Origin of the sequence: Acuticoccus mangrovi (genome assembly GCF_016411865.1) — a bacterium.
Taxonomy (GTDB): domain Bacteria; phylum Pseudomonadota; class Alphaproteobacteria; order Rhizobiales; family Amorphaceae; genus Acuticoccus; species Acuticoccus mangrovi.
The window spans coordinates 393,925-419,475 of the sequence record NZ_JAEKJA010000003.1 but is presented as its reverse complement, the minus strand read 5'-3'; the positions used below and the strand labels follow the sequence as shown (position 1 = coordinate 419,475).

Below are 25,551 nucleotides of genomic sequence, written 5' to 3'. Positions count from 1 at the left end.
CGCGCGTGCGGCTACTTGAGGGGCGCGTTGTCAGACGGTGGGGCGGCGACGCTGCGTCTCCGGCTGCGCAGCGCCACGACCGCCGACGCGCCCACCACGATGACCGCCCCGGACACGGCGAGCGGCGTCGGCACGGCGGCGAAGATCACGATGTCGGCAGCGAAGGCGAACACCATCCCGGCATATTCGAACGGGGCGAGCAGCGAGATCGGCGCCCGCGCGATCGCCTCGGCGAGGGCGATGTGGGCGAGCGCTCCACAAATGCCGGCGCACAGGAGATAGGTGAACGAGGTTCCATCGAGCGGCGCCCAGCCGAACGGCAGCGTGACGAGGCCACCGGCCGAGCACACCACGGTGAAGTAGAAGGCGATGGTGCCCGGGTGCTCGGTCGCCGTCAGCTCCTTGATCTGGATGCGCACCGACACGTTGGTGAGCGCCGAGACGAGGCCCGCGATGACGCCGGCGAGCATCGCGAGATCGAGCACCGGCCCTTCGAAGGCGGGCCACAGCATGAGCCCCACGCCCACGAACCCGGCGACGGCGGCGCCGACGACCACCGGCCCGGGCCGCTCGTCGAGGAAGATCGCCCCGGCCGGCACCGCGATGAGCGGCGCGAGGTAGACCAGCGCCGTCGCGAGGCTCAGCTCGAGATGGGCGACGGAGAGGAAGAAGGTGTACATCGACACGCAGCCGACGACGCCGCGCATCAGATGGCCGATGGGGCGGCGGGTGACGAGGGCGCCGGGCATCTGCCCGAGGATGGCGAGGTAGATGACGATGGGGATCGCCGCGGTCACCGAGCGCCAGAAGACGATCTGACCCACCGGCATCTCGAACGAGGCGAGGCGCACGAAGAGCGACATCGTGGTGAAGAGGAGCGCGGAGGCGACGCGCAGCCCGATGGCGGTCGCGTAGGAGGGGGCGGCGCTGGTGGCGGGAATGGTCAAGTGAGTGAGAGCTCCGCGTCGGTGGTGGCGATGGCGCCGACGAAGGCGGTGAGGAGATCCTCGGCGAGCCGGTTCTGGCGGCGGATGCCGGAGCAGAGGTCGAGGCCGAAGGGGCGGACGGTGCGGATCGCCTCGGCGACGTTGCCCGGATTGAGGCCGCCGGCGAGGAAGACGGGCCGCGGCGCCGCCGCCACGATGCGGGCGCTGACGTCCCAGTCGTGCACCCGGCCGGTGCCGCCGAGCTCGGCGACGGAGGGGCGGCCGGAATCGAGCAGGAAGGTGTGCGGGCGCTCGCCGTAGGCGGCGACCACGTCGAGCGCGTCGTCGCCTTCGACGTGGATCACCTGCACGCGGCGCAGCCAGGGCGCGCGCTCGGCGAGGTGGTCGTGCACCTCCGGCGCGATGTGGCGCACGAGCTGCACCGTGGTCACGGCGCAGCGCTCGGCGTGGTCGAGGATGGTATCCGCCTCGTCCTCGGCGGTGAGGAGCCAGGGCGAGATCGGCGCGGGCACGGTCGCGGCGATCTCGCGGACGTCGGTATCGGGAATGACGCCGGGCCCCGTCGGCATCTCACCGACGAGGCCGACGGCATCGGCACCCGCCGCGACCGCCATCGCGGCCTCGGCCTCGCTCCGAATGCAGCAGACCTTGAGGCGGGTGCGGCGCATCGGGGCGGTCAGCCCTCGCGCCGCGCCCCGATGAAGCGCCAGGCGAGCGGCAGCAGGGCCGTCGCGAGCAGGATCTTGAATACCGCGCCCGGCAGGAAGGGCGTGAGGCCGAGCTCCAGCACCGGCTTGTCCCAGCCGATCAGCGCACCGAGGTAGAGGACGCCGAAGACCAAGATGATGGCGGTGCCGAGCGCCATCGCGGCGAGGGTGGAGAGGATCCCGCGATCCCAGCGCCGCTCGGCGAGGAAGCCGACGACGACGGCCGATACCAGGAAGCCGAACAGGAAGCCGCCCGTCGGGCCCATCATGTAGGCGAGGCCGATACCGCGCTCGGGCGTGCCGGAGAACACCGGCAGGCCGGCGAGCCCTTCGGCGAGATAGAGGGCGACGGTGGCGCCGCCGAGACGCCAGCCGAAGGTCATGCCGATCATCAGCACCGCGAAGGTCTGCATGGTCATCGGCACGGGATAGAAGGGGACGTGCAGCTTGGCCGAGATCGTCAGCGCCAGCGAGCCCGCGATGGCGAGGACAATGTTGCGCGTCAGGCTCGGAGAGACCAACTCGTCGGCGAGAAAGGTTTCGGTTCTCGTCATGAGACTTCCTTCGGGATGGGGTCGCGGCGTGACCGGGCCGACCGCCGGTCCGGCGGCGCCGGGCTCGGTCAGGATCGCAGCGACGAACCTTTCCGTCATCCTCCCAAGCGGCTGTCCGATCAAGCCCTCTCGACGAAAAGAGCTGGGGGTGCCCGCTCAGGCGGCGTCGAGCCAGGGCGTCACCGCGTCGTTCACCGCGGCGGCGATGGCGGCGGCGTTGGGCGTGTCGGAATGGACGCAGATGGCGTCCGCACGCACCGGGATGTCGCGGCCGGAAATGGTGGTGGTGAGCCCCTCCGTCACCGCGCGCACGCAGACGGCGGCCGCGGCGGCGGGATCGAGCTCGGGGTGCTCGCGGGTGATGATGACGAGGCCGTCGTCGCCATAGTCGAGGTCGGCGTAGAACTCGGCGATGAAGGGGATGCCGCGGGCGGTGTAGATGCGCTCGTGGCAGGAGTTGATCATGCCCATGAGGGGCAGGCCGAAGATCTCGGCGGCGTCGCAGACGGCGTGGGCCACCGCCTCGTCGCGCGCGGCCATGCCGTAGAGGGCGCCGTGCGGCTTGATGTGGCTCATCTCCATGCCCTCGGCCTTGAGGAAGCCTTGCAGCGCGCCGACCTGGTAGATGATGCAGTTGGTGAGCTCGTCGCGGCCGATCTTCATCTCGCGGCGGCCGAAGCCCTGGAGGTCGGGCAGCGAGGGGTGGGCGCCGACCTTGACGCCGTGCGTCTTGGCGAGCTGGCAGGTGGCGCGCATGTGGTTGAAGTCGGAGGCATGGAAGCCGCAGGCGACGTTGGCCACCGAGATGTGCGGCATCAGCGCCGCATCGTCGCCCATGCGATAGAGCCCGAAGCTCTCCCCCATGTCGCAATTGATAATCGTCATTCGATCCCTCCGTGCCGGCGCCCGCATTATGCAGGATTGATACCGCGATGGGGGAGGGAGCCGCGGCACGGTGCGGCGAGACATCCGCGCCGCGGGTCTCGCCAGCGCCGGGTCAGCGGGCGCCGGGTCAGCGGGCGCCGGGTCAGCGGGCGCCGGGTCAGCGGGCGCCGGGTCAGCGGGCGCCGGGTCAGCGGGCGCCGGGTCAGCGGGCGCCGGGTCAGCGGGCGCCGGGTCAGCGGGCGCCGGGTCAGCGGGCGCCGGGTCAGCGGGCGCCGGGTCAGCGGGCGCCGGGTCAGCGGGCGCCGGGTCAGCGGGCGCCGGGTCAGCGGGCGCCGGGTCAGCGGGCGCCGGGTCAGCGGGCGCCGGGTCAGCGGGCGCCGGGTCAGCGGGCGCCGGGTCAGCGGGCGCCGGGTCAGCGGGCGCCGGGTCAGCGGGCGCCGGGTCAGCGGGCGCCGGGTCAGCGGGCGCCGGGTCAGCGGGCGCCGGGTCAGCGGGCGCCGGGTCAGCGGGCGCCGGGTCAGCGGGCGCCGGGTCAGCGGGCGCCGGGTCAGCGGGCGCCGGGTCAGCGGGCGCCGGGTCAGCGGGCGCCGGGTCAGCGGGCGCCGGGTCAGCGGGCGCCGGGTCAGCGGGCGCCGGGTCAGCGGGCGCCGGGTCAGCGGGCGCCGGGTCAGCGGGCGCCGGGTCAGCGGGCGCCGGGTCAGCGGGCGCCGGGTCAGCGGGCGCCGGGTCAGCGGGCGCCGGGTCAGCGGGCGCCGGGTCAGCGGGCGCCGGGTCAGCGGGCGCCGGGTCAGCGGGCGCCGGGTCAGCGGGCGCCGGGTCAGCGGGCGCCGGGTCAGCGGGCGCCGGGTCAGCGGGCGCCGGGTCAGCGGGCGCCGGGTCAGCGGGCGCCGGGTCAGCGGGCGCCGGGTCAGCGGGCGCCGGGTCAGCGGGCGCCAGGTCAGTGGGCGGCGGGTCAGCGGGCGTTGGCGCGGGAGCCGCCGGCGATGACGATGACGGTGATGATGATGAGGCCGGTGAGGACGAGGCGGACGCCGGCGCCGAGGCCGAAGGTGTTGAGCATCGTCACGAGCAGGAACAGGAAGAGGGCGGCGCCCCAAAGGCCCGGCACGTTGGCGAAGCCGCCCGCCACGGACGTGCCGCCGATCACCACCACGGCAATGGAGCTGAGGAGATATTCCTGGCCCATGTTGAGCGCCGCGCCGCCCGAGAAGCCGGCGAGCACGTAGCCGCAGGAGGCGGCGAACACGGCGCACATCACGTAGGTGGCGAGGCGCACGCGGCCGACGTCGAGCCCGGCGAGGCGGGCGGCGCGGGCGTTCTGGCCGATGGCGATGACGGTGCGCCCGTAGACGGTGCGCGTCAGCACCACGTGCATCACGGCGGCGATCAGGATGACGATGATCGCGAGCACCGGCAGGCCGAAGATCTTGGCGGTGGTGAAGTCGGCGAGCAGCGTGGGCGGCTTCACCCGCAGGCCGCGATTGTACCAGATGGCGGCCGACTGGATCACGAAGCTCGACGACAGTGTGGCGATGATCGGCGGGATCCGCAGGAGGCGGATCAGCGCCACGTTGAAGAGGCCGACGACGAGGCCCACCGCGACGGCGATCAGGTAGCCCGGCAGGATCATCCAGTTGGCCCCGTCCATGATCTTCATGGAGACGGTGCCGGCGAGCGTCATGGTGGCCGGGATCGAGAGGTCGACGTTGCCGGGGCCGAGGGTGACGACGAACATCTGGCCGATGGCGACGATGACGAAGAAGGTCGCGAAGGTGAAGGCGACCGAGAGCACCCCGCCGGCGCCCTGGCCATGGGTGAAGGCGGCGGTGGCGAGCCACACCGCGACCGCCGCCACGAAGGCGAAGATCCACGGCTGGCGGGCGAGTTTGGCGATCGCGCTCATCGGTCTTTCTCCGCGCGTCCGATCAGCGCCCTGAGCGCCAGCACCAGGATGAGGATCGCCCCCTGCGCGCCGATCTGGAAGTCGGGATTGAGGCGCAGGAAGGAGAGGAAGGAGGCCGCGAGGGTCAGCGTGATGGCGCCGATGACGGCGCCGATGGGTGACACGCGCCCGCCCACGAACTCCGACCCGCCGAGGATCGCGCCGGCGATCGACAGCAGCGTGTAGCGCAGCGCGATGTTGGCGTCGGCCGAGGTGGTGAGGCCGACGAGGGCGATGCCGGCGAGGGCGCCGACGAAGCCCGCCGCCATGTACATCGTCACCTTGACCCGCAGGAGCGACCAGCCGGCCCGCGCCACCGCCCGCGGGTTGCCGCCCGCCCCGCGCAGCACGGCGCCGTAGGGCGAGCGCATCAGCGCCACGTGGGCGAGCGCGGCGATGACGACGCAGGCGATGATCGGAAACGGCACGTAGGGCGGCTTCCACGTCATCAGCGCGCGCACGATGTCGGGCGCCTTGCCGCCGGGGGTGGGCAGCACGAGGATCGCGAGACCGAGCCACACGAAGCTCATGCCGAGGGTGACGACGATGGAGGGCAGGTTGCGCAGATGGATGAGGGCGCCGAGCGCGCCGTAGGCGAGGACGCCGCCGCCGAGCGCCAGGAGGCCGAGGAGCGGCGTGTCGCGCAGCCAGGTGGCGGCGATGCAGGCGGTCAGCGAGACGTAGCTGCCGATCGACAGATCGAGGTCGTTGACGGTGAGAATCAGCATCTGCGCCACGGTGGCGAGCGCGATCGGCACGGCGAGATTGAGCAGCAGATTGAGCCCGAAATAGCTCATCGTGCGGGGCTGCAGATAGAAGATCGCGCCGAGGAGGAGGGCGAGCGACAGCGCGGGCAGCGCGCCGCGCAGGAGGCGGGCGAAGGCGGGTCCCGTCATGGGGGCGACAGCTCGTTGGGGGGCGACAGCTCGTTGAGGTGAGAAAGCGCGTGGGGCATCAGGCGTCGTGACGGAAGGAGGCTTGGATCACCGCTTCCTCGGTGAGGTCGGCGCGGGCGAGGTCGGCGACGATCATGCGGTCGCGGAAGACGTAGACGTGATCGCAGATCAGGAGCTCGTCCATCTCGGTGGTGTACCAGAGGAAGGTGCGCCCCTTGTCCGCCTCCTCGCGCAGGATCTTGTAGACCTCCTGCTTGGTGCCGACGTCGACGCCGCGCATCGGGTCGTCCATCAGGATGATGTCGGCGTCGGAGGCGAGGGCGCGGGCGAACAGCACCTTCTGCTGGTTGCCGCCGGAGAGCGACAGGAGGGGGTTCCACACGTCGGGGGTGCGGATGCCGATGCGCTCGCGCCAGCGCGCGGCGAGGGCGTCCTCGGCGGCGGTGGAGATGAGGCGGCCTCGGCGCAGCGCACCGAGCGAGCTGATGCCGAGATTCTCGGCGATCGACCAGAGCGGAAAGGCGCCGTCGGTCTGCCGGTCGCCGGCGATGAAGGCGACCGCGCCCTCGACGCGGTCGCCCGCGCCACCGCCGTCGAAGACGGTGAGGAGGGCATCGGTCTGGCCGTGGCCGGCGAGGCCGGCGAGGCCGACGATCTCTCCGGTGTGGGCGGTGAGGCGCACGGTGGAGCCGCGGCCGGCGTCGATGTCGACCCGCGGGGCGGCGGTGCGGCGCGAGGCGGCGGGCGCCGCGCTCGCGGCGGCGGCGACGCTGCCCATCGCGGCGACGAGGCCGTCGCGGTCGAAGTCGCGCGCGGGCCGCTCGGCGACGACCTTGCCGTCGCGCATCACCACGACGCGGTCGGAGATCTCCAGCACCTCGCCGAGGAGGTGGGAGATGAAGATGGCGCTGCCGCCGGCCTCCACGAAGCGGCGGATGTGGGCGAGGAGCTGCTCGGCGATGGTCTGATCGAGCGAGGAGGTTGGCTCGTCGAGGATCACCACGTCGACCGGCGAGGCGGTCACGGTGAAGGCTCGGGCGATCTCCACCATCTGCCGGCGGGCGATCGACAGGTCGGCCACCATTGCGCCCGGCCGGATGCCGTGGCCGGGGAAGATCTCGTCGAGCTTCTGGCGGATCAGCCGGCCGGCGTCGGTGCGCCAGGAGAAGCCCGTCAGCGAGGGGTGCTCGATGCGGGCGTTCTCGGCCACCGTGAGGTTGGGGCAGAGCGAGCCTTCCTGGAAGATGCAGCGCACGCCGTTCTCGCGGGCGGTGGCGATGGCGTAGCCGGCCGTCACGTCGCGGCCGGTGATCGCCACGCTGCCGGTGTCGGGGGCAAGGGTGCCGGCGAGCACGTTCATCAGGGTGGACTTGCCCGCCCCGTTGTGGCCGACGAGGCCGACGCACGCCCCCTTCGGCACGGCGAGCGAGACGCCGGCGAGCGCCGTCACCGCACCAAAGCGCTTCTCCACGCCGGCGAGCGAAACCGCCGCCGGCGCGAGGGCGGGCGCGGGCCCGCTGTCGACCTCCTGCAGGCTCACGGGCGGCCTTAGTCGCCCTTCGCCTCGGCGATCACCTTCTTGGCGTCGTCCAGCGCATATTCCACGTTGGCGACGCCGCCCTTCTGGGTGGTCTCGAGGTTTTCTTCCAGATTGTCCTGGTCGATGCGCAGGAAGGGCACGGTGAGGTCCTTCGGCACGTCGGCGCCGTCGAGGATCTGCTGGGCGACCCAGAAGGCGAGGGTGGAGACGCCCGGGGCGATCGAGACCGACATCGTCTCGTAGCCGTTGGCGTCCTTCTGCTCCTTCCACCAGGCGAGCTCGTCCTGGCGGTTGCCCATGACGATGATCGGCATGTCGCGGCCGGCGGCCTTGAAGGCCTGGGCGGCGCCGTAGCCGTCGCCCCCTTGGGTGACGACGCCGACCACTTCGGGAAGGCTCGGCAGGATGCCGGCGACGGCCTTCTGGGCGACGTCCTGCGCCCAGTCGCCATGCACCGAGCCGACGATCTTGAACTGCGGGTTCTCCGAGACGCCCTCGTGGATGCCGGCGGAGATCTCGTCGTCGACGAACACGCCGGCGAGGCCGCGGATCTCGAGGAGGTTGCCGCCGTCGGGCAGCTTCTCGGCGAGGTAGGTGACCTCGTCCTTGCCCATCTTCTTGAAGTCGACGGCGATGCGCCAGGCGCAGTCGGCCGTCACGATGCCGTCGAAGGACACCACGGTGAGACCGGCGTCGCAGGCCTCCTGCACCGCGCCGTTGAGGCCTTCGGGCGAGGCGGCGTTGATGACGATGGCGTCGTAGCCCTGCAGGATGAGGTTCTGGATCTGGGCGGCCTGCTCCGTCACCTGGTTCTCGGCGGTGGTGAAGGCATCGGCGGCGGCGACGGCACCGTCTTGCACGGCCGCGCTCGTGACCTTGTCCCACGACTGCAGCATCGCCTGACGCCAGGAGTTGCCGGCGTAGTTGTTGGAGAGGGCGATGCGCTTGTCGGCCGTGTCGGCCAGAGCGGCGAGGGGGGTGAGCGCGGTGGCCGTGATGAGGGCGAGCGCAAGCGACGAGACGCGAACGGTCATCGATTTCCTCCAGCTATGTTCTTCTTGTCCGGCAGGCTAACGCTGCCTTGATGCGGCGATGAGTAGCACACCGCCCCGCGTGATCAAACCGCTTTCACGTTGAATACGGCCCGCTTTCTCAAGAGCGAGCGGCGGTTACTTGTCCTTGCGGCGGCAGTAGAGCTCGAGACGGTGGCGCACGACGTCGTAGCCGAGCTCTTCGGCGATGGCGGCCTGCAGGCGCTCGATCTTGTCGGAGCGGAACTCCACCACCTCGCCGGTGTCGAGGTCGATGATGTGGTCGTGGTGGGGAAGGTCCGCGGTCTCGAAGCGGGCGGGCGTTCCCTCGAAGGAGTGGCGGTGGACGATGCCTTGCTCCTCGAGCGCCGTCAGCGTGCGGTAGACGGTGGCGAGCGACACCGATTCGTCGATGTCGCGGGCGCGACGATGCAGCTCGGTCGCGTCGGGATGGTCCTCGGCTTCCGACAGCACCTTGAGGATGGCCGCCCGCTGGCGGGTGATGCGCACGCCATCGGCGCGCAGCGCCTCTTCCAGTTTCTTGGCCGTTGCGACGGTGTGCGTCATGGCGATGGAAAATACCGGGTTCGCGGGGACTCGACAAATCGCCCGAACGCGGTCGTTAGCAACTCGCCGACCGCGATGGCAATCCGCGACGGCGGCGGGGACGGGCGGCGCCATCCGCGGGCCCGCTCCACGATGCGTCGACGGCGCGCGAGCGGTGTCGGTCGCCGGCCGACAAATTCGGTTCAGCCATTTTCGTTTTGTGGTTATTATCTTTCGAAACGAAGGGGATGCGCGTGGCGATGAACGATACGGCGGGGCGCCCCGTCGACGTGGCGGCTCGGCAGGAGGCGATCGTCGGGCTCGCCAGAGTGAACGGGCGGGTGACGGTGGACGATCTCGCCGCCTACTTCGGGGTGACGCCGCAGACGATCCGCAAGGACCTCAACGACCTTGCCGGCCGCCGCCTGCTGACCCGGGTCCACGGCGGGGCGGTCAGCCCGTCGGGCACCGCCAACGTGGAATATGAGAAGCGGCGCCTCATCGCCTCGGGGGAAAAGGCCGCCATCGGCCGGGCCGCGGCGGCGATGATCCCGGACGACGCGTCCCTCTTCATCAACATCGGCACCACCACCGAGGCGGTCAGCGAGGCGCTGGTGCATCATGGCGCGCTGATGATCATCACCAACAACATCAACGTCGCGAACCGCATGCGGCTCTATCCGCAGTTCGAGGTGGTGATCGCCGGTGGGGTGGTGCGCGGCTCCGACGGGGGCATCGTCGGTGAGGCGGCGGGCGATTTCATCCGTCAGTTCAAGGTCGACTACGCGGTGATCGGCGTATCCGCCATCGACCGGGACGGCTCGCTTCTCGATTTCGATTTTCGGGAAGTGAAAGTTGCTCAGGCGATCATCGAGAACGCGCGGCACGTGATCCTCGTGTCCGACTGCTCGAAATTTGATCGTGGCGCGCCGGTGCGCATCGCGCATCTCAGCCAGATGGACACGTTCGTCACCGATCGTTGCCCCGAGCCGCTGCGGCGGGTCTGCCGCGACCACGAGGTGCGCCTGCACGAAGTCTGTCCCGACTGAGCGCGCGATTTTTCCCATATGTCTTTCGTTTGACATTCGGTTCTTTTCGAGCGAGCCTCACCGAAAAGAACGGGGAGGGGTTGCGGTCGTGGATCGCGACGTGGACGTCTTCATCATCGGCGGCGGCATCAACGGGTGCGGCATCGCGCGTGATCTCGTCGGCCGGGGTTACAGCGTCGCCCTCGCGGAGATGAACGACTTCGCCTCCGGCACGTCCTCCTGGTCCACCAAGCTCATCCACGGCGGCCTGCGCTATCTGGAGCACTACGAGTTTCGCCTGGTGCGCGAGGCGCTGCTCGAGCGCGAGGTGCTGTGGCGCATGGCGCCTCACATCATCCGCCCGCTGCGCTTCGTGCTGCCGCATCACGGCGGCCTGCGCCCGAGCTGGCTCCTGCGCCTCGGCCTTTTCCTCTACGACAATATCGGCGGGCGGGACCGGCTGCCGCCGACGCGCACGCTGGACCTCACGCGGGACGAGGCGGGCGCGCCGCTGAAGCCCTCCTTCACCAAGGGTTTCGAATATTCCGACTGCCGCGTCGACGACGCGCGCCTCGTGGTGCTCAACGCGCGCGATGCCGCCGACCGCGGCGCGACGCTGCTGCCGCGCACCGAGGTGACGGCGATGCGGCGCGAGGGGGCGGGGTGGGGCCTCACCCTCACCGACGGGGCGGGTGCCCGCTCGGAGTGGACGGCGCGGCTCGTGGTGAACGCCGCCGGGCCGTGGGTCGACCGGGTGCTGAAGAGCTCGTTCGGCCGCGCCGACGCGCACAATGTGCGGCTCGTTCAGGGCAGCCACATCGTCGTCAAGCGGCCCTTCGACCACGACCGGGCCTATATTTTCCAGAACGCCGACGCGCGGATCATCTTCGCGATCCCCTACGAGGACGATTTCGTTCTCATCGGCACCACCGACCGCGACTTCGAGGGCGATCCGGCCGACGCCACCATCACGGCCGAGGAGCGGGACTATCTCCTGCAGAACGCCAGCGCCTATTTCCGCCATCCGATCCGCGTGGAGGACGTGGTGTGGACCTTCTCCGGCGTGCGCCCGCTCTACGACGACGGTGCCTCCAAGGCGCAAGAGGCGACGCGCGACTACGTGCTGCGCACCGACGGGACGGCGGGCGAGGCGCCGCTTCTCAACGTGTTCGGCGGCAAGCTCACGACCTATCGCAAGCTCGCCGAGGCGGCGGTGGAGAAGGTGGGCGAGCTGATCGGCGTGAAGGGCGAGGCGTGGACCGAGGGGGCGTCGCTGCCCGGCGGCCACATGCCGGTGTCGGCGGCGGAGACGCTGCACCAGCACCTTTGCGAGACCCATCCCTTCCTCGATCCCGCTCTCGCGAAGCGCCTCGCGCGGCTCTACGGCCTGCGGGCGCAGGAGATCCTGCGCGACGCGAAGGGGCTCGGCGATCTCGGCCGCCACTTCGGCGCCGATCTCTACGAGAGCGAGGTCGCCTACCTGATGGATCAGGAGTGGGCGATGCGGGCCGAGGACGTCGTCTGGCGCCGCACCAAGCTGGGCTTGCGGATGAGCGAGGCGGAGGTGGCGGCGCTCGACGCCTTCATGACCGAAGCCGCGGCGGCAGCCCCCGACGGGCAGACACAGGGCGAGACCTCCGGCGCACGCTAGCGCCGGCGACCCCGCGGGGCAGCCAGCCCGGCGGCGGTGAGACGGGAAGCGACCTCGGTCGCTTCAGATCAGGAAGAAGCGACCTCGGTCGCTGCGCACGACGAAGAAGCGACCGGGATCGCTTCGGGCAACGAAGAAGCGACGTCGGTCGCTTCGGGCAATGAAGAGGCGGCCGAAGTGTCGCCGTGGGATGGGCGGCCGCGGCTGCCGGGAAACGATTGGCGGCGTACGCGTCGCACCAAGGGGAGAGCGAATGCTCGAGCTGCGCGAGGTCTCGAAGCGGGTCGGCGATGCCGTGCACATCCGTGATGTGTCGATACGGCTCGAGCCGGGGACGCTCAACGTGCTCCTGGGGCCGACGCTCGCGGGCAAGACCACGCTCATGCGCCTCATGGCCGGGCTCGACCGGCCGACCTCGGGCACCGTGTGGGCCGACGGCGTCGACGTCACCGGCCTCGCCGTCCAGAAGCGTGACGTGGCGATGGTCTACCAGCAGTTCATCAACTACCCGGCGCTGACGGTCTACGAGAACATCGCCTCGCCGATGCGCATCGCCCGCCGTCCCAAGGCGGAGATCGACGAGACCGTCGCCCGCGTCGCCGCTCTTTTGAAGCTCGAGCCCTTCCTCGACCGGCTGCCGCTGCAACTCTCCGGCGGGCAGCAGCAACGCACCGCGCTCGCCCGCGCGCTCGCCAAGAATGCGCGCCTGGTGCTCCTCGACGAGCCGCTCGCCAACCTCGACTACAAGCTGCGCGAGGAGCTGCGGGCGGAGCTGCCGAAGATCTTCTCCCAGTCCGGCGCAATCTTCGTCTACGCCACCGCCGAGCCGGAAGAGGCGCTGCTTCTCGGCGGCCACACGGCGACACTGCACGAAGGCAGCCTCACCCAGTTCGGCCCCACCGTGGACGTCTACCGCCGGCCGAACACGCTGCTGACGGCGCGCACCTTCTCCGATCCGCCGCTCAACTGGGCGCGGGTGCGCAAGGTCGGCGGCGTGTTCCACACCCACCTTCCCGACGAGCCGCCGGAGGGCGAGGCCGACGTGCCCGTGCCGCCGGCCTATGCGGGTCTCGCCGACGGGGCCTACGTCATCGGCCTGCGCCCGCATCATCTGGCGCTGTCGCCGACGGGGGCCGACGACGTCGCCGTCGACGGCTACGTGCAGGCGATCGAGATCACCGGCTCGGAGACCTACGTGCACCTCGATTGCCTCAACACCGACTGCATCATGCTGACCCACGGCGTGCACGAGCTGCCGCTCGGCAGCACGGTGACGGTGCATTTCAGCCTATCGCGCCTGATGGTGTTCGATGCCGAAGACGTCGCGGTCGCGCCCCAGGCCGAGGATGTCGCGGTCGCGCCCGACGCCGGGAAGGGGGCGGACTGAGATGGCCGAAATCACCCTCGATCACATCCGCCACGCCTACGGCCCGGCGAAGAGCCGCGACGACTACGCGCTGAAGGAGCTCAACCACGTGTGGTCCGACGGCGGCGCCTATGCGCTGCTCGGCCCCTCCGGCTGCGGCAAGACCACGCTCCTCAACATCATCTCCGGGCTGCTGACCCCCTCGGAAGGCCGCATCCTCTTCGGCGGCAAGGACGTGACGGGGCTGCCGCCGGAGGCGCGAAACATCGCCCAGGTGTTCCAGTTCCCGGTGGTCTACGACACCATGAGCGTCGCCGAGAATCTCGCCTTCCCGCTCAAGAACCGGGGCGTGCCGGCGGCGGAGATCAAGGCCCGTGTCGCCCGCGTCCTCGACATGCTGCGCCTCACCGCCATCGCCGACAAGAAGGCGGCGGGGCTGACGGCCGACAACAAGCAGAAGATCTCGCTGGGCCGCGGCATGGTGCGCGACGACGTGGCGGCGATCCTGTTCGACGAACCGCTCACCGTCATCGACCCGCATCTGAAGTGGGAGCTGCGCGCCGGGCTGAAGCGGCTCCACCGCGAGTTCGGCCACACCATGGTCTACGTGACCCACGACCAGACGGAGGCGCTGACCTTCGCCGACAAGGTGGTGGTGATGTACGCCGGGGAGGTGGTGCAGGTGGGCACGCCCGAGGAGCTCTTCCTCACCCCGACCCACACCTTCGTCGGCTACTTCATCGGCTCGCCGGGCATGAACGTGCTGCCGGTGACGCTGGAGGGGACGACGGCCCGCGTCGGCGGCGAGGAGGTGGCGCTGCCGGCGGCCTTCGCCGCGCCCGCCGGCGCCCGCGTCGAGCTCGGCGTGCGGCCGGAGTTCGTGACGCTCGGCGCCGAGGGGCTCGCCTTCACCACGACCCGGGTCGACGATGTCGGGCGCGAGAAGATCGTGCACGGCACCATCGCCGGGCGCGACGTGGCGGCGATCCTGCCGGAGGGGGCGGAGGTGCCGGCCGAGCCGCGTGCCCGCTTCCGCCTCGACCGCATCAACCTTTATGCCGACGACTGGCGGCTCGCCCCGGCGACGAAGGAGCCCGCCGCATGACCAAGACGCAGAACAACCGCGCCTGGTTCCTGGTGCTGCCGGTCCTCGTGCTGGTGGCGATGAACGCCATCATCCCGCTGATGACGGTGGTGAACTACTCGCTGCAGGAGACCTTCGGCGACAATCTCTTCTTCTGGTCGGGCACCGACAACTACGTGGCGGTGCTGCACTCCCCGCGCTTCCACGCCGCGCTGCTGCGCCAGTTCGCCTTCACCTTCATCATCCTGCTGATCGAGGTGCCGCTCGGGGTGGCGATCGCGCTCGCCATGCCGCGGGCGGGCGTGTGGTCGTCGGTGTGTCTCGTCCTGATGGCGCTGCCGCTGCTCATCCCGTGGAACGTGGTGGGGGCGATGTGGAACATCTTCGCGCTGCCCGACATCGGCCTCCTCGGCTGGGGCCTCAACGCGCTCGGCATCAACTTCAACTACACCAACCAGCCGGTGTCGGCCTGGTTCACCATCGTGCTGATGGACGTCTGGCACTGGACCTCGCTCGTGGTGCTCCTCGCCTTCGCCGGCCTGCGCTCCATCGACGAGGCCTACTATCGGGCGGCGAAGATCGACGGTGCCTCGCGCTGGGCGGTGTTCCGCTACATCCAGCTGCCGAAGATGCGGCAGGTGCTGATCATCGCCATCCTGCTGCGCTTCATCGACAGCTTCATGATCTACACCGAGCCGTTCGTCTTGACCGGCGGCGGGCCGGGCAACGCGACGACGCTCCTCTCCATCGACCTCGTGAAGGCCGCGCTCGGCGAGTTCAACCTCGGCATCGCCGCCGCCATGTCGATCATCTACTTCCTGATGACGCTGTTCGTCTGCTGGCTCTTCTACACGCTGATGACCCAGGGCAAGGAGGATGCCGCATGAGATGGAAATGGCTCGTGCCGACGCTCTACATCGTCTTCCTCATGTTGCCGATCTATTGGCTCATCAACATGAGCTTCAAGACGACCAATGAGATTCTGGCCGGATTCAGCCCCTTTCCGCAGAAGTTCACCATCGAGTCCTACGTCGAGATCCTGACGAACCCGGTCTGGTACTGGGGCTACATCAACTCGATGATCTACGTGGTGCTCAACACGGTGATCTCGGTGGCGGTGGCGCTGCCGGCGGCCTACGCCTTCTCGCGCTACCGCTTCCTCGGCGACAAGCACCTCTTCTTCTGGCTCCTGACCAACCGCATGGCGCCGCCGGCGGTGTTCGCGCTGCCCTTCCTGCAGCTCTACTCCTCGGTGGGGCTGTTCGACACGCACATCGCCGTCGCGCTCGCCCACTGCCTCTTCAATATCCCGCTGGCGGTGTGGATCCTGGAAGGCTTCATGTCCGGCGTGCCGAAGGAGATCGACGAGACCGCCTATATCGACGGCTACTCGTTCCCGCGCTTCTTCGTGAAGATCTTCATGCCGCTGATCGCGTCCGGCATCGGCGTCACCGCCTTCTTCTGCTTCATGTTCTCCTGGGTGGAGATGCTGCTCGCCAAGACGCTGACGTCGGTGGCGGCGAAGCCCATCGCGGCGGTGATGACGCGGACCGCCTCCACCTCCGGCTACGAGCTGGGACTGCTCGCGGCGGCCGGCGTCCTCACCATCATTCCGGGCGCGATCGTCATCTATTTCGTGCGCAACTACATCGCCAAGGGCTTTGCCCTTGGGCGCGTCTGAGGGAGGGCACCATGGGTCTCGCATGGATGGCGTGGACATGGCAGACGGCGGTGTTCTTCGCCGCGATCGCCGCCGCCCTCGCGCTGATGACGGTGTGGGAGATCGCCCGCCCCGGCGGCCACCCGCGTCACGGCGTGCTCGGCCTCCACACGACGCGCGGCGATCGGCTCTTCATCTCGCTGCTCGCCGCCGCCTACATCCATCTCGGCTGGCTCGCCTTCGCCACCGGCCCGCTGTGGATCGCCTCGATCGTCGCGATCGTCGTCGCGATCCTCGTGTTCTCGTTCGTATGAGCGCGCCGGCGGCGGCGGAACGGGCGCTACTTCACGCGCGTGCAGGCGAGCGTCTCGCCGCTGCCGTGGGCGTGCCAGGTGATCGAGTTGCGCTGGGTGTCGAACACCGAATAGTGCGCCCCCTTGGTGGTGAAGAGGCCGTAGTCGGCGTTCTTCGCCATCTCGATCCAGGCGATGTTCTCGGTGATGCCGTCGGCGGTGATCGTGCGCGTGGTGAGCTTCAGGTCTTTGCCCGCGCAGTTCCAGTCGCCCACGAAGACGTCGTCGCGCAGATCGATCTTGTCGGCACACCCGGCGAGCGCGGCAACGGCGCACCCCAGAAGGGCGCCGCCGGCGAGCCGGCGTGCAGTGGCGCTCTGTTTCATACCCATCCTGTCTCTGCATGGCAGCGTGCGGGGACTGGCCCCTGGCCGCGCGATCCTAGCGCGGCCACCACGGCGACACACGCCCAACCATAACGAAGGGAGACGTTACGCTCATGAAACGCCTATTGCTGGCATCCACGTGCCTCGCGGCCCTCGTCGGCACGAGCCCTGCCTTCGCCGACATGGCCGCCGCCGAGCGCTGGGTCGACGAGACGTTCAAGCGCTCCACCCTGACCCGCGACGAGCAGATGGCGGAGATGCAGTGGTTCATCGACGCCGCCAAGCCCTATGCGGGCATGGAGATCAACGTCCTGTCGGAGGCGATCCCGACCCATGCCTATGAAGCGGAGACCCTCGCCAAGGCCTTCGAAGAGATCACCGGCATCAAGGTGAACCACCAGCTCCTCGGCGAAGGCGAGGTGGTGCAGGCGGTTCAGACCCAGATGCAGACGAACCGCAATCTCTACGACGCCTACGTCAACGATTCCGACCTCATCGGCACCCACTCGCGCCTGCAGAGCGCGGTGAACCTCACCGACTTCATGGCCGGGGAGGGGGCGGACGTCACGAGCCCCACCCTCGACCTCGAGGACTTCATGGGGATCTCCTTCACCACCGGTCCCGACGGCGACCTGTGGCAGCTTCCCGACCAGCAGTTCGCCAACCTCTACTGGTTCCGCAAGGACTGGTTCGACGACCCGGACATCCAGGCGAAGTTCAAGGAGAAGTACGGCTACGACCTCGGCGTGCCGGTGAACTGGTCGGCCTATGAGGATATCGCCGAGTTCTTCACCAACGACATCAAGGAGATCGACGGCGTCCGCATCTACGGTCACATGGACTACGGCAAGCGCGCGCCCGACCTCGGCTGGCGCATGACCGACGCGTGGCTGTCGATGGCGGGTGCCGGCTCGAAGGGCCTGCCCAACGGGCGCCCTGTGGACGAGTGGGGCATCCGCATGGAGGAGGGCTCGTGCAACCCCGTCGGCGCCAGCGTGACGCGCGGCGGGGCGACCAACGCGCCCGCCTCGGTCTACGCCATCCGCAAGTGGGACGAGTGGCTGCGCGAGTACGCCCCGCCGGCGGCCGCCTCCTACGACTTCTACCAGTCGCTGCCGGCGCTCTCCCAGGGCAACGCCGCCCAGCAGATCTTCTGGTACACCGCCTTCACCGCCGACATGGTGAAGCCGAAGTCGGAGGGCAACAACACCGTCGACGACGAGGGCATGCCGCTGTGGCGCATGGCTCCCTCGCCGCACGGGCCCTATTGGGAAGAGGGCATGAAGATCGGCTATCAGGACGTCGGCTCGTGGACGTTCATGAAGTCCACCCCGGTCGATCGTCGTAAGGCCGCCTGGCTCTACGCCCAGTTCGTCACGTCGAAGACGGTGGACGTGGAGAAGAGCCACGTGGGGCTCACCTTCGTGCGCGACTCCACGGTGCGCGACGAGAGCTTCACCAAGCGGGCGCCCAAGCTCGGCGGCCTCGTCGAGTTCTACCGCTCGCCCGACCGGGTGATGTGGACCCCGACCGGCGTCAACGTGCCCGACTATCCGAAGCTCGCGCAGCTCTGGTGGCAGTATATCGGTGACGTGAACTCCGGGAACCTGTCGCCGCAGGAGGCGATGGACCGGCTCGCGGGCGAGATGGACCAGATCATGGGCCGCATGCAGGTGGCCGACGAGCGGGCCAACGTCTACGGCGGCTGCGGCCCGCGCCTCAACGAGGAGCGCGACGCGTCCTACTGGCTGAACGAGGTGGAGGGCTCGCCCAAGCCCAAGCTCGACAGCGAGAAGCCGCAGGGCCAGACGATCGCCTACGAGGAGCTGATCAAACGCTGGCAGTAGGCTTTCGCCGCGGGCGCCATCGCTCGCGCGAGCGCTGTCAGGACCCCCCGCGCGAGTGCTGTCGTGCCCGCGCGGGCGCTGTCGGTGCCGCCGCGGTGGCCCGGAGGGCGCGCCCCAAGAGAGAGGCCGGCCTCGTGCCGGCTTCTTGATATCGAGGCAAGTTGTCCGCATGCTTGGCCCATCGCTCGCCGGCTTCGGCGGCGGGCGGGCCGGCTTCGTTCGCGTGCCTTGTGGGAGAGAAGCGATCGCTATCGGGCTGATCCAGCCGTTTTCGGATCGGGAGTGGGGCGGATGAGCCGCGACGTGCTCAAGGTCACGCTCCTCGGCGACAGCCATTCGCGCAGCTTCGAGGATCGCAAGACCCGCTCGCCGGTGACCCTCGCCGACGGGCGCGTGCTCGACCTCAACGTGGTGAAGCTGCGCGGTGCGACTGTGCGCGGCTTCGGTCGGCGCACCTCGGTCCTGCAGGTTCGCCGCCGGGCGCTGGGCGCGATCCGGGACGACGACGCCGCCGTCGTCCTCGCCTTTGGCCAGGTGGACGTGGAGGTCGGCTACTACTACCGCCGGCTCGTCAAGGGCGACGACATGCCCTTCGACGCGTTCGCCGAGGCCCTCGCCGAGGACTATGTCGCCGACATCGGCGCTCTCGACATTCTCCAGACGAAGCTCGCGAAGGGCATCTTCCCCTCGACCCTCACCCACTGGCCGCGGCAGCGCTTCGCCTATCTCGCCATGCTGATCGCGCGCAGCGAGGGGACGGCGGAGCCGACCGACCTCGACGAGGCCGAGGTCACCGCGGGGCTGCGCGACATCTACCCGGAGCCTGCCGAGATGGACCGTCGCCACCGCTTCTTCAACGCCGCGCTGCGGCGCCGCTGCGAGGCGGAGGGCATCGGCTATTTCGACATCGACCGGGCGCTGGTGGGGCGTCGCGGGCGGCTGAAGTCGCGCTTCGTGCGCTGGCGGATCAACCATCACATGTACCGCTCGCGCCGACTGCAGGAGGCGTCGTGGTGGGGTCTCGCGGCCGCGCTCGACGGGCTCGCCCTGCCGGCCGGGGAGGCGGCGCCCGCGACCGTCATCTGACCATCATCAACGGCTGCTACGTCCTCGACGCTTCTGCGAGGACACCATGACCATCAAGCACCTGGCCGTCACGACCATGATCGTCGCCGGCGCCGCGATCCCGGCGCACGCCGACACCTTCAACCGCATCGCCAGCTTCTCCGTGGCCGACAACCTGCCCAAGGGCATGGATCCGGCCACCGAGAGCTCGTCGGAGATCATCGATGCCACCGACGACGGGATGACCCTCGTCTATTCCGACAGCCCGCTCGGCGCCGTCGGCATCGTCGACATCTCCGACCCCGCCGCACCCAAGGCCGGCGGCGCGATCATGATGGACGGCGAGCCCACCTCGCTCGTCATCTCCGGCGGCACGGCCTACGTCGCCGTCAACACCTCGGCGAGCTACACCGAGCCGTCGGGCGTCCTGAAGCTCGTCGACATCGCCGCGAAGACGGTGACGGAGAGCTGCGACCTCGGCGGTCAGCCGGACTCCGCCGCCATCGCCGCCGACGGCTCCTTCCTCGCGATCGCCATCGAGAACGAGCGCGACGAGGACCTCAACGACGGCGCCCTGCCGCAGCTTCCGGCCGGCACCGTGGCGATCATCCCGCTCACCGACGGCGCGCCCGACTGCGACGCGGCGATCTTCCCCGACCTCACCGGCCTCGCCGAAGAAGGCGCGGACGATCCGGAGCCGGAATTCGTCGACATCAACGCCGACGGCGCCATCGCGGTGACGCTGCAAGAGAACAACCACATCGTGATCCTGTCGCCCGCGGGCGAGGTGCTGTCGCACTTCTCGGCGGGCAGCGTGCGCCTCACCGGCGCCGACACCGAGGAGGAGGGCGCGCTCACCTTCGCCGGCACCGTCGAGGCGCCGCGCGAGCCCGACGCGGTGAAGTGGCTCGACACCGAGCACCTGATCGTCGCCAACGAGGGCGACTACAAGGGCGGCACGCGCGGCTTCACCGTGTTCGACCGCGACGGCGGCGTCGTCTACGAGGCGGGCCTCGCGTTCGAATATGCGGTGGCGGCGGCCGGCCACTACCCGGAGAAGCGCTCCGGCAACAAGGGCGTGGAGCCCGAGGGCCTCGCCTTCGGCACCTTCGCCGGGACGCCCTACGCCTTCGTCCTCGCCGAGCGCGCCTCGGTGGTGGGCGTCTACGACATGACCGACCCGTCGGCGCCGGTGCTCAAGGGGCTGCTTCCCTCCGGCATCGCGCCGGAAGGGGCGGTGGCGATCCCCTCGCGCAACCTGCTCGTGACCGCCAACGAGGCCGACCTCGGGCCGGACGGCGGCGCCCGCTCCCACGTGATGATCTATCGCCTGGAGGACGCGGCGCCGACCTATCCGACCATCGTCTCCGTCAGCGAGGGCGAGACGCCGCTCGGCTGGGGGGCGCTGTCGGGCCTTTCCGCCGACCCCGCCGACCCGACCAAGCTCTACGCCATCAACGACAGCTTCTTTAAGAGCCAGCCGACGATCTTCGTCGTCGACGTCTCCTCGACCCCGGCGACCATCGTCGACGCGATCCCGGTGACGCGGGACGGAATGCCGGCCCAGAAGCTCGATCTCGAAGGCATCGTCGCCGTCGACGGCGGCTTCTGGCTCGCCTCCGAGGGGCGGTCGGATCGCCTCGTGCCGCACGCCCTCTACCGCACCAACATGAAGGGCGAGATCAAGGAGGAGGTGCCGTTCCCGGCCGAGCTCCTCGCCGGCGAGCGTCGCTTCGGCGCCGAGGGCGTCACCAAGATCGGCGACACGCTGTGGGTGGCGATCCAGCGCGAATGGGGCGACGATCCGAAGGGTTCGGTGAAGCTCCTCGCCTACGACACCAAGGCGAAGACCTGGGGCGCGGTGCGCTACCCGCTCGAGACGCCCGAGAAGGGGTGGATGGGCCTGTCGGAGATCACCGCGGTGGGCGACTCCGTCTACATCGTGGAGCGCGACAACCAGATCGGTGCCGCGGCCAAGGTGAAGCGGCTCTATAGCGTGCCCGCCGCGGAGCTGAAGCCGGCCGCCCTCGGTGGCGATCTGCCGACCGTCAGCAAGACGCTGGTGCACGACTTCATCCCCGACCTTGCCGCCTACAACGGCTACGTGGTCGACAAGGTGGAAGGCTTCGCGGTGGCCGGCGACGGCACCGCGTACGTGGTGACCGACAACGACGGCGTGGACGACTCCTCGGGCGAGACCTTCTTCTTCCCGATCGGCAAGCTCGGCAAATAGTCAGAAGCGCTTCTGCATCAGCACGAGGTCGAGGTAGCGGCCATATTTCCATCCCGCGTCCGGGATGCGGCCCACCTCGACGAAGCCCGCCGCCGCGTGGAAGGCGATGGCGGCGGGATTGGCGCCGCTGATCCCTCCGATCAGCGAATGGATGCCGGCGGCGCGGGCGTGCTCCTCGAGCGCCGCCATCAGGCGCCGGCCGACGCCGCGGCCGCGTCCCTCCGGAGCGATCAGGATCGTGTGCTCCATGGTGCGCAGATAGCCCGGGCCGGCGCGGAACGGGCCGTAGGTCGCGAACCCTTCGACGCCGTCGGCCTCGGCGACGATCACCGTCTGGCCGGCCGCCTGACGCTCGGCGATGAGGGCGGCGATGCCCGCCTCGGTCTTCTCGATGGTGGTGAAGGTGATGAACGGGTCGCGGATCACCGGATTCCAGATCGCGACGATGGCCGCGGCGTCGGTCGCCGCGGCGGCTCGGATGCGCAAGGCTCGCTCCTCCTGAAGGCTCGCACACGGCGAGCCTAGAGGCCGGCGGGCGAGCCGTCGAGCGGCCTCAGCCGAGGTGCTCCTTGAAGAAGGCGATGGTGCGCTCCTCGGCGAGCTCGGCCGCCTCCGTGTCGTAGCGGGGCGTGGTGTCGTTGTGGAAGCCGTGGTTGACGCCCTCGTACATCTCCATCGTGTAGTCCACCCCGGCGGCGTCGAGCGCCTCCTTATAGGCCGGCCAGCCGGCGTTGATGCGCTCGTCGAGCGCGGCGTACTGGATGAGGAGGGGAGCCTTGATCGCCGCGACGTCGGCCGGATCGGGCTGGCGGCCGTAGAATGGCACGCCGGCGCCGAGCTCGGGGTAGGCGACGGCGATGGCGTTCACCACCCCGCCGCCGTAACAGAAGCCGACGGCGCCGACCTTGGTGGTCTCGTCGAGGCCCAGGAGATATTCGAAGCCGGCGAAGAAGTCGTTCATCAGCTTTTCCGGATCGACGGTGCGCTGCAGCTCGCGCCCCTCGTCGTCGTTGCCGGGATAGCCGCCGACGGGGGTGAGGCCGTCCGGCGCCATCGCCAGGAAGCCGGCCTTGCCGAGGCGGCGGGCGACGTCCTCGATGTAGGGATTGAGACCGCGATTTTCGTGCACCACGAGCACCGCCGGCATCGGCGCCTCCGCCCCGACGGGGCGCACCAGATAGGCGTTGATCTCGCCGTTGCCGTTGGGGGAGGGGTAGGTGATGCGGCTCGTCTCGATGGCCGGGTCGTCCTCCGCCACCTGGGCGGCGAGGGCGTAGTTCGGCGAGAGCTGCCGCAACAGCATCGCCGCCGTGATCCCGCCGACGGCGAATTTTGCCGCCTTGTCAAGGAATTCGCGCTTGGTGAGGCGCCCGTGGGCGTAGTAGTCGTAAAGGTCGAGAAGCTCCTGGGGGAAGTCTTTCGCGGTCTTGCGGGGCTGTGGGTTGATCGCCTGCATCGCTGTCCTCCATCGCGGGCGCCCTTGTTGGGCCGGGCGCGGCGCGATGGTCTTTGATCGGCGGCCGCGATACCAGCCCGCCTCCCGCAGTGATGACGCGTTTGTGAGCCGTTCCGGCCGATCCGGACGTTCGGTCGCAACCCGCTCGCGGCACAACCTCTCGCCGCACAGCCTTCTTCCGCACGCTCCCTCCCGGTGCGGGCGGCTCAATAGGCGACGCCCGTCGCGGCGAGGTCGGCGCGCATGCGGGCGGCGTCGGTGAAGAGGCGGCCCGTCCAGCCCGCGGCCTCGGCCGCCGCCACGTTGGCGGCGCTGTCGTCGAAGAACAGCGTCGCTGCCGGCTCGAGGCCGAAGCGGCGCGCGTGGAGGGCGTAGATCGCCGGGTCGGGCTTGGTGATGCCGACCTCGCCCGACACGGTGCGCCCCCGCGCCGCCTGAAGGAACGGAAAGCGCTGCAGCGCGATGGCGAAGGTCTCGGGGTGGAAGTTGGTGAGGAGGGTCACGTCGTGGCCGGCGGCGACGAGGTCGGCCATGATCTGCGGCGTCTCGGCGAGCGGCTCCGGCACCATCTCGCACCACGTGGCGCGATAGGCGCGGATGAGGTCGGCCTCGGCGGGAAAGCGCGCGATCAGCTCCGCCTCGCCCTCGGCCCAGCTGCGGCCGCCGTCCTGGGCATGGTTCCAGGCCGGTGTGCAGACCTCGGACAGGAACCAGCGGCGCCGCTCCGGGTCGGGGATCAGCCGCCGGTAGGGCAGCTCCGGGTCCCATTTCAACAGCACGCGGCCGATATCGAGCACGATGTGGCGGACGGTCATCGAAAGCCTCCGAAAGATCGGCATCGTGTTTGACAGAAACTGGCGAATTGCACAGCCTCGCGTCTCCAAGGGCCAACAACGACAAGAGCATGACCGCCCCCATCCTCGCCATCGATCAAGGCACGACCTCCACCCGCGCGATCGTCTTCAGCGGCGAGCGCGCCGTCCTCGGCGCCAGCCAGCGCGAGTTCCGTCAGTATTTTCCGCGGTCCGGCTGGGTCGAGCATGATCTCGACGAGATCTGGGAGAGCACCGTCCTCACCGTTCGCGAGGCGCTCGCGGCGGCGCGGCTGGAGGCGCGGGAGATCGCCGCCGTCGGCATCACCAACCAGCGCGAGACGGTGGCGGTGTGGGAGAAGGCGACGCTGAAGCCCGTCCACAACGCCATCGTGTGGCAGGACCGGCGCACCGCCGAGCGCTGCGCCGAGCTGAAGGCGGACGGGCTGGAGCCGATGGTGGCGGAGAAGACCGGCCTCCTCCTCGACCCCTATTTCTCCGGCACCAAGCTCGCCTGGCTCCTCGACAACGTGGAGGGGCTGCGGGCGCGGGCCGAGGCCGGCGAGATCGCCTTCGGCACCATCGACAGCTTCCTCATCGCCCGCCTCACCGGCGCCTTCGCCACCGACGTGACCAACGCCTCGCGCACCCTCCTCTACGACATCGGCAAGGAGCGGTGGGACGAGGAGCTGATGGGCATCCTCGGCGTGCCGGCGTCGATGCTCGCGGAGGTGAAGGACAATGCCGCCGATTTCGGCGTGACGCGGCCAGAGCTCTTCGGCGCGTCGATCCCGGTTCTCGGCGTGGCGGGCGACCAGCAGGCGGCCGTCATCGGCAACGCCTGCTTCGAGCCGGGGATGGTGAAGTCGACCTACGGCACCGGCTGCTTCGCCCTCCTCAACACCGGCACCCGCCGCGTCGCCTCGCAGAACCGCCTTCTCACCACCATCGCCTACCGCCTCGACGGGACCACCCACTATGCGCTCGAGGGGGCGATCTTCGTCGCCGGGGCGGCGGTGCAGTGGCTGCGCGACGGGCTCGGCATCATCAAGGAGGCGGCCGAGACGGGGCCGCTCGCCGAGCAGGCCGACCCGGGGCAGGAGGTGTTTTTGGTGCCCGCCTTCGTCGGCCTCGGGGCGCCCCACTGGGACGCGGAGGCGCGGGGGGCGATCTTCGGCATCACGCGGGCGACGGGACCGGCGGAGCTCGCCCGGGCGGCGCTCGAGAGCGTGGCGCTGCAGACCTACGATCTCCTTGAGGCGATGCACGGCGACTGGCGGGGCGACGCCGACACCGTGCTGCGGGTCGATGGCGGCATGGTCGCCTCCGACTTTGCGATGCAGCGTCTGTCGGACATTCTCGCCGCACCGGTCGACCGGCCGGTGATTGGCGAGACCACCGCCTTCGGCGTCGCCTGGCTCGCCGGGTCGAAGGCCGGGGTGTGGCCCGACCAGGCGGGGTTCGCCGCGGCCTGGGAGCGCGACCGCCGGTTCGAGCCGGGGATGGACGAAGCGGCCCGGATGCGGCTTATCAGCAAGTGGAAGGATGCCGTGTCGCGCACGCTGACCCGCCGCTGAGGACTTCGCGGCGGACGGTCGGCGCAGGGGAGGGCTTGTGTGCGG

24 protein-coding genes are annotated in these 25,551 nt (G+C 69.8%); 11 read left to right on the top strand and 13 right to left on the bottom strand.

Features of this window, described 5'->3' with window-relative positions:
- Positions 1-11 precede the first annotated feature (11 nt).
- The 9 genes from JCR33_RS05910 to JCR33_RS05870 all read right to left on the bottom strand — a co-directional run bounded on the left by JCR33_RS05910 (position 12) and on the right by JCR33_RS05870 (position 9,069).
- Positions 12-947: a DMT family transporter gene (locus tag JCR33_RS05910; protein WP_198881092.1), complete on the bottom strand. Its 936-nt coding sequence runs from the start codon at positions 945-947 to the stop codon at positions 12-14.
- Positions 944-1,615, bottom strand: a complete 672-nt coding sequence (locus JCR33_RS05905) for a phosphoribosylanthranilate isomerase (RefSeq protein WP_198881091.1) — start codon at positions 1,613-1,615, stop codon at positions 944-946. Before JCR33_RS05905 ends, JCR33_RS05910 begins: the two co-directional genes overlap by 4 nt.
- A gap of 8 nt (positions 1,616-1,623) precedes the next feature.
- On the bottom strand, positions 1,624-2,208 hold the full coding sequence (locus JCR33_RS05900) for a biotin transporter BioY (RefSeq protein WP_198881090.1): 585 nt from the start codon (positions 2,206-2,208) through the stop codon (positions 1,624-1,626).
- Between the two features lie 156 nt (positions 2,209-2,364).
- On the bottom strand, positions 2,365-3,093 hold the full coding sequence (gene pxpA, locus JCR33_RS05895) for a 5-oxoprolinase subunit PxpA (RefSeq protein ID WP_211110084.1): 729 nt from the start codon (positions 3,091-3,093) through the stop codon (positions 2,365-2,367).
- Positions 3,094-4,045: 952 nt separating this feature from the next.
- On the bottom strand, positions 4,046-4,996 hold the full coding sequence (locus tag JCR33_RS05890) for an ABC transporter permease (protein ID WP_198881088.1): 951 nt from the start codon (positions 4,994-4,996) through the stop codon (positions 4,046-4,048).
- Positions 4,993-5,931 carry an ABC transporter permease gene (locus JCR33_RS05885; RefSeq protein ID WP_198881087.1) on the bottom strand — a complete coding sequence of 313 codons (939 nt, stop codon included), beginning with the start codon at positions 5,929-5,931 and terminating at the stop codon, positions 4,993-4,995. Before JCR33_RS05885 ends, JCR33_RS05890 begins: the two co-directional genes overlap by 4 nt.
- A 58-nt stretch (positions 5,932-5,989) precedes the next feature.
- Positions 5,990-7,471, bottom strand: a complete 1,482-nt coding sequence (locus tag JCR33_RS05880) for a sugar ABC transporter ATP-binding protein (RefSeq protein WP_332461127.1) — start codon at positions 7,469-7,471, stop codon at positions 5,990-5,992.
- 8 nt (positions 7,472-7,479) lie between these two features.
- Positions 7,480-8,505: an ABC transporter substrate-binding protein gene (locus JCR33_RS05875; protein ID WP_198881086.1), complete on the bottom strand. Its 1,026-nt coding sequence runs from the start codon at positions 8,503-8,505 to the stop codon at positions 7,480-7,482.
- Positions 8,506-8,640: 135 nt separating this feature from the next.
- Positions 8,641-9,069, bottom strand: a complete 429-nt coding sequence (locus JCR33_RS05870; RefSeq protein ID WP_198881085.1) for a Fur family transcriptional regulator — start codon at positions 9,067-9,069, stop codon at positions 8,641-8,643.
- A gap of 239 nt (positions 9,070-9,308) precedes the next feature.
- Between JCR33_RS05870 and JCR33_RS05865 the strand changes: the two genes are divergently transcribed.
- The 7 genes from JCR33_RS05865 (at position 9,309) to JCR33_RS05835 (ending at position 16,151) form a co-directional block, all read left to right on the top strand.
- The gene (locus JCR33_RS05865; RefSeq protein WP_198881249.1) at positions 9,309-10,097 is read left to right on the top strand and encodes a DeoR/GlpR family DNA-binding transcription regulator; all 789 of its coding nucleotides are present in this window, start codon (positions 9,309-9,311) and stop codon (positions 10,095-10,097) included.
- 100 nt (positions 10,098-10,197) lie between these two features.
- Positions 10,198-11,727 (top strand): glycerol-3-phosphate dehydrogenase, encoded by a 1,530-nt coding sequence (gene glpD, locus JCR33_RS05860; protein WP_332461126.1) that lies wholly within the window; start codon positions 10,198-10,200, stop codon positions 11,725-11,727.
- 253 nt (positions 11,728-11,980) lie between these two features.
- Positions 11,981-13,114 (top strand): ABC transporter ATP-binding protein, encoded by a 1,134-nt coding sequence (locus JCR33_RS05855; protein ID WP_198881083.1) that lies wholly within the window; start codon positions 11,981-11,983, stop codon positions 13,112-13,114.
- 1 nt (position 13,115) lies between these two features.
- Positions 13,116-14,198: an ABC transporter ATP-binding protein gene (locus JCR33_RS05850; protein WP_198881082.1), complete on the top strand. Its 1,083-nt coding sequence runs from the start codon at positions 13,116-13,118 to the stop codon at positions 14,196-14,198.
- Positions 14,195-15,064: a carbohydrate ABC transporter permease gene (locus JCR33_RS05845; RefSeq protein ID WP_198881081.1), complete on the top strand. Its 870-nt coding sequence runs from the start codon at positions 14,195-14,197 to the stop codon at positions 15,062-15,064. Before JCR33_RS05850 ends, JCR33_RS05845 begins: the two co-directional genes overlap by 4 nt.
- On the top strand, positions 15,061-15,858 hold the full coding sequence (locus JCR33_RS05840; RefSeq protein ID WP_198881080.1) for a carbohydrate ABC transporter permease: 798 nt from the start codon (positions 15,061-15,063) through the stop codon (positions 15,856-15,858). The genes JCR33_RS05845 and JCR33_RS05840 overlap by 4 nt, the downstream gene beginning before the upstream one ends.
- 11 nt (positions 15,859-15,869) lie before the next feature.
- Complete coding sequence (locus JCR33_RS05835; protein WP_211110083.1) at positions 15,870-16,151, top strand: DUF2160 domain-containing protein; 282 nt, start codon at positions 15,870-15,872, stop codon at positions 16,149-16,151.
- Positions 16,152-16,177: 26 nt separating this feature from the next.
- Here the strand turns inward: JCR33_RS05835 and JCR33_RS05830 are convergent, their stop codons facing one another.
- Complete coding sequence (locus JCR33_RS05830; protein ID WP_211110082.1) at positions 16,178-16,516, bottom strand: hypothetical protein; 339 nt, start codon at positions 16,514-16,516, stop codon at positions 16,178-16,180.
- A 113-nt stretch (positions 16,517-16,629) separates the two neighbouring features.
- Between JCR33_RS05830 and JCR33_RS05825 the strand changes: the two genes are divergently transcribed.
- The 3 genes from JCR33_RS05825 to JCR33_RS05815 all read left to right on the top strand — a co-directional run bounded on the left by JCR33_RS05825 (position 16,630) and on the right by JCR33_RS05815 (position 21,661).
- On the top strand, positions 16,630-18,363 hold the full coding sequence (locus JCR33_RS05825; RefSeq protein ID WP_198881078.1) for an ABC transporter substrate-binding protein: 1,734 nt from the start codon (positions 16,630-16,632) through the stop codon (positions 18,361-18,363).
- A gap of 291 nt (positions 18,364-18,654) precedes the next feature.
- Positions 18,655-19,449 (top strand): hypothetical protein, encoded by a 795-nt coding sequence (locus tag JCR33_RS05820; protein ID WP_198881077.1) that lies wholly within the window; start codon positions 18,655-18,657, stop codon positions 19,447-19,449.
- Between the two features lie 46 nt (positions 19,450-19,495).
- Positions 19,496-21,661, top strand: coding sequence for an esterase-like activity of phytase family protein (locus tag JCR33_RS05815; protein WP_198881076.1), 2,166 nt, complete (start codon positions 19,496-19,498; stop codon positions 21,659-21,661).
- On the opposite strand, the gene JCR33_RS05810 is transcribed toward JCR33_RS05815, so the two are convergent.
- The 3 genes from JCR33_RS05810 to JCR33_RS05800 all read right to left on the bottom strand — a co-directional run bounded on the left by JCR33_RS05810 (position 21,662) and on the right by JCR33_RS05800 (position 23,932).
- Positions 21,662-22,147, bottom strand: a complete 486-nt coding sequence (locus JCR33_RS05810; protein WP_198881075.1) for a GNAT family N-acetyltransferase — start codon at positions 22,145-22,147, stop codon at positions 21,662-21,664.
- A gap of 67 nt (positions 22,148-22,214) precedes the next feature.
- Entirely contained in the window at positions 22,215-23,117 is a 903-nt protein-coding gene (gene yghX, locus JCR33_RS05805; protein WP_198881074.1) for a YghX family hydrolase, read from the bottom strand.
- A gap of 206 nt (positions 23,118-23,323) precedes the next feature.
- Entirely contained in the window at positions 23,324-23,932 is a 609-nt protein-coding gene (locus tag JCR33_RS05800) for an HAD-IA family hydrolase (RefSeq protein WP_198881073.1), read from the bottom strand.
- 89 nt (positions 23,933-24,021) lie between these two features.
- Here JCR33_RS05800 and glpK point away from each other — a divergent pair, with 89 nt between their 5' ends.
- Complete coding sequence (gene glpK, locus JCR33_RS05795; RefSeq protein ID WP_198881072.1) at positions 24,022-25,506, top strand: glycerol kinase GlpK; 1,485 nt, start codon at positions 24,022-24,024, stop codon at positions 25,504-25,506.
- Positions 25,507-25,551 lie beyond the last annotated feature (45 nt).

Coding starts and splice junctions, on each gene's coding strand:
- JCR33_RS05875 (WP_198881086.1), bottom strand. CDS start 8,505: ATGACCGTTCGCGTCTCGTCGCTTGCGCTCGCCCTCATCACGGCCACC.
- JCR33_RS05865 (WP_198881249.1), top strand. CDS start 9,309: ATGAACGATACGGCGGGGCGCCCCGTCGACGTGGCGGCTCGGCAGGAG.
- pxpA (WP_211110084.1), bottom strand. CDS start 3,093: ATGACGATTATCAATTGCGACATGGGGGAGAGCTTCGGGCTCTATCGC.
- JCR33_RS05835 (WP_211110083.1), top strand. CDS start 15,870: ATGGGTCTCGCATGGATGGCGTGGACATGGCAGACGGCGGTGTTCTTC.
- JCR33_RS05900 (WP_198881090.1), bottom strand. CDS start 2,208: ATGACGAGAACCGAAACCTTTCTCGCCGACGAGTTGGTCTCTCCGAGC.
- yghX (WP_198881074.1), bottom strand. CDS start 23,117: ATGCAGGCGATCAACCCACAGCCCCGCAAGACCGCGAAAGACTTCCCC.
- JCR33_RS05885 (WP_198881087.1), bottom strand. CDS start 5,931: ATGACGGGACCCGCCTTCGCCCGCCTCCTGCGCGGCGCGCTGCCCGCG.
- JCR33_RS05820 (WP_198881077.1), top strand. CDS start 18,655: ATGAGCCGCGACGTGCTCAAGGTCACGCTCCTCGGCGACAGCCATTCG.
- JCR33_RS05850 (WP_198881082.1), top strand. CDS start 13,116: ATGGCCGAAATCACCCTCGATCACATCCGCCACGCCTACGGCCCGGCG.
- JCR33_RS05855 (WP_198881083.1), top strand. CDS start 11,981: ATGCTCGAGCTGCGCGAGGTCTCGAAGCGGGTCGGCGATGCCGTGCAC.
- JCR33_RS05830 (WP_211110082.1), bottom strand. CDS start 16,516: ATGAAACAGAGCGCCACTGCACGCCGGCTCGCCGGCGGCGCCCTTCTG.
- JCR33_RS05800 (WP_198881073.1), bottom strand. CDS start 23,932: ATGACCGTCCGCCACATCGTGCTCGATATCGGCCGCGTGCTGTTGAAA.
- JCR33_RS05825 (WP_198881078.1), top strand. CDS start 16,630: ATGAAACGCCTATTGCTGGCATCCACGTGCCTCGCGGCCCTCGTCGGC.
- JCR33_RS05890 (WP_198881088.1), bottom strand. CDS start 4,996: ATGAGCGCGATCGCCAAACTCGCCCGCCAGCCGTGGATCTTCGCCTTC.
- JCR33_RS05815 (WP_198881076.1), top strand. CDS start 19,496: ATGACCATCAAGCACCTGGCCGTCACGACCATGATCGTCGCCGGCGCC.
- JCR33_RS05870 (WP_198881085.1), bottom strand. CDS start 9,069: ATGACGCACACCGTCGCAACGGCCAAGAAACTGGAAGAGGCGCTGCGC.
- JCR33_RS05845 (WP_198881081.1), top strand. CDS start 14,195: ATGACCAAGACGCAGAACAACCGCGCCTGGTTCCTGGTGCTGCCGGTC.
- JCR33_RS05905 (WP_198881091.1), bottom strand. CDS start 1,615: ATGCGCCGCACCCGCCTCAAGGTCTGCTGCATTCGGAGCGAGGCCGAG.
- glpK (WP_198881072.1), top strand. CDS start 24,022: ATGACCGCCCCCATCCTCGCCATCGATCAAGGCACGACCTCCACCCGC.
- JCR33_RS05840 (WP_198881080.1), top strand. CDS start 15,061: ATGAGATGGAAATGGCTCGTGCCGACGCTCTACATCGTCTTCCTCATG.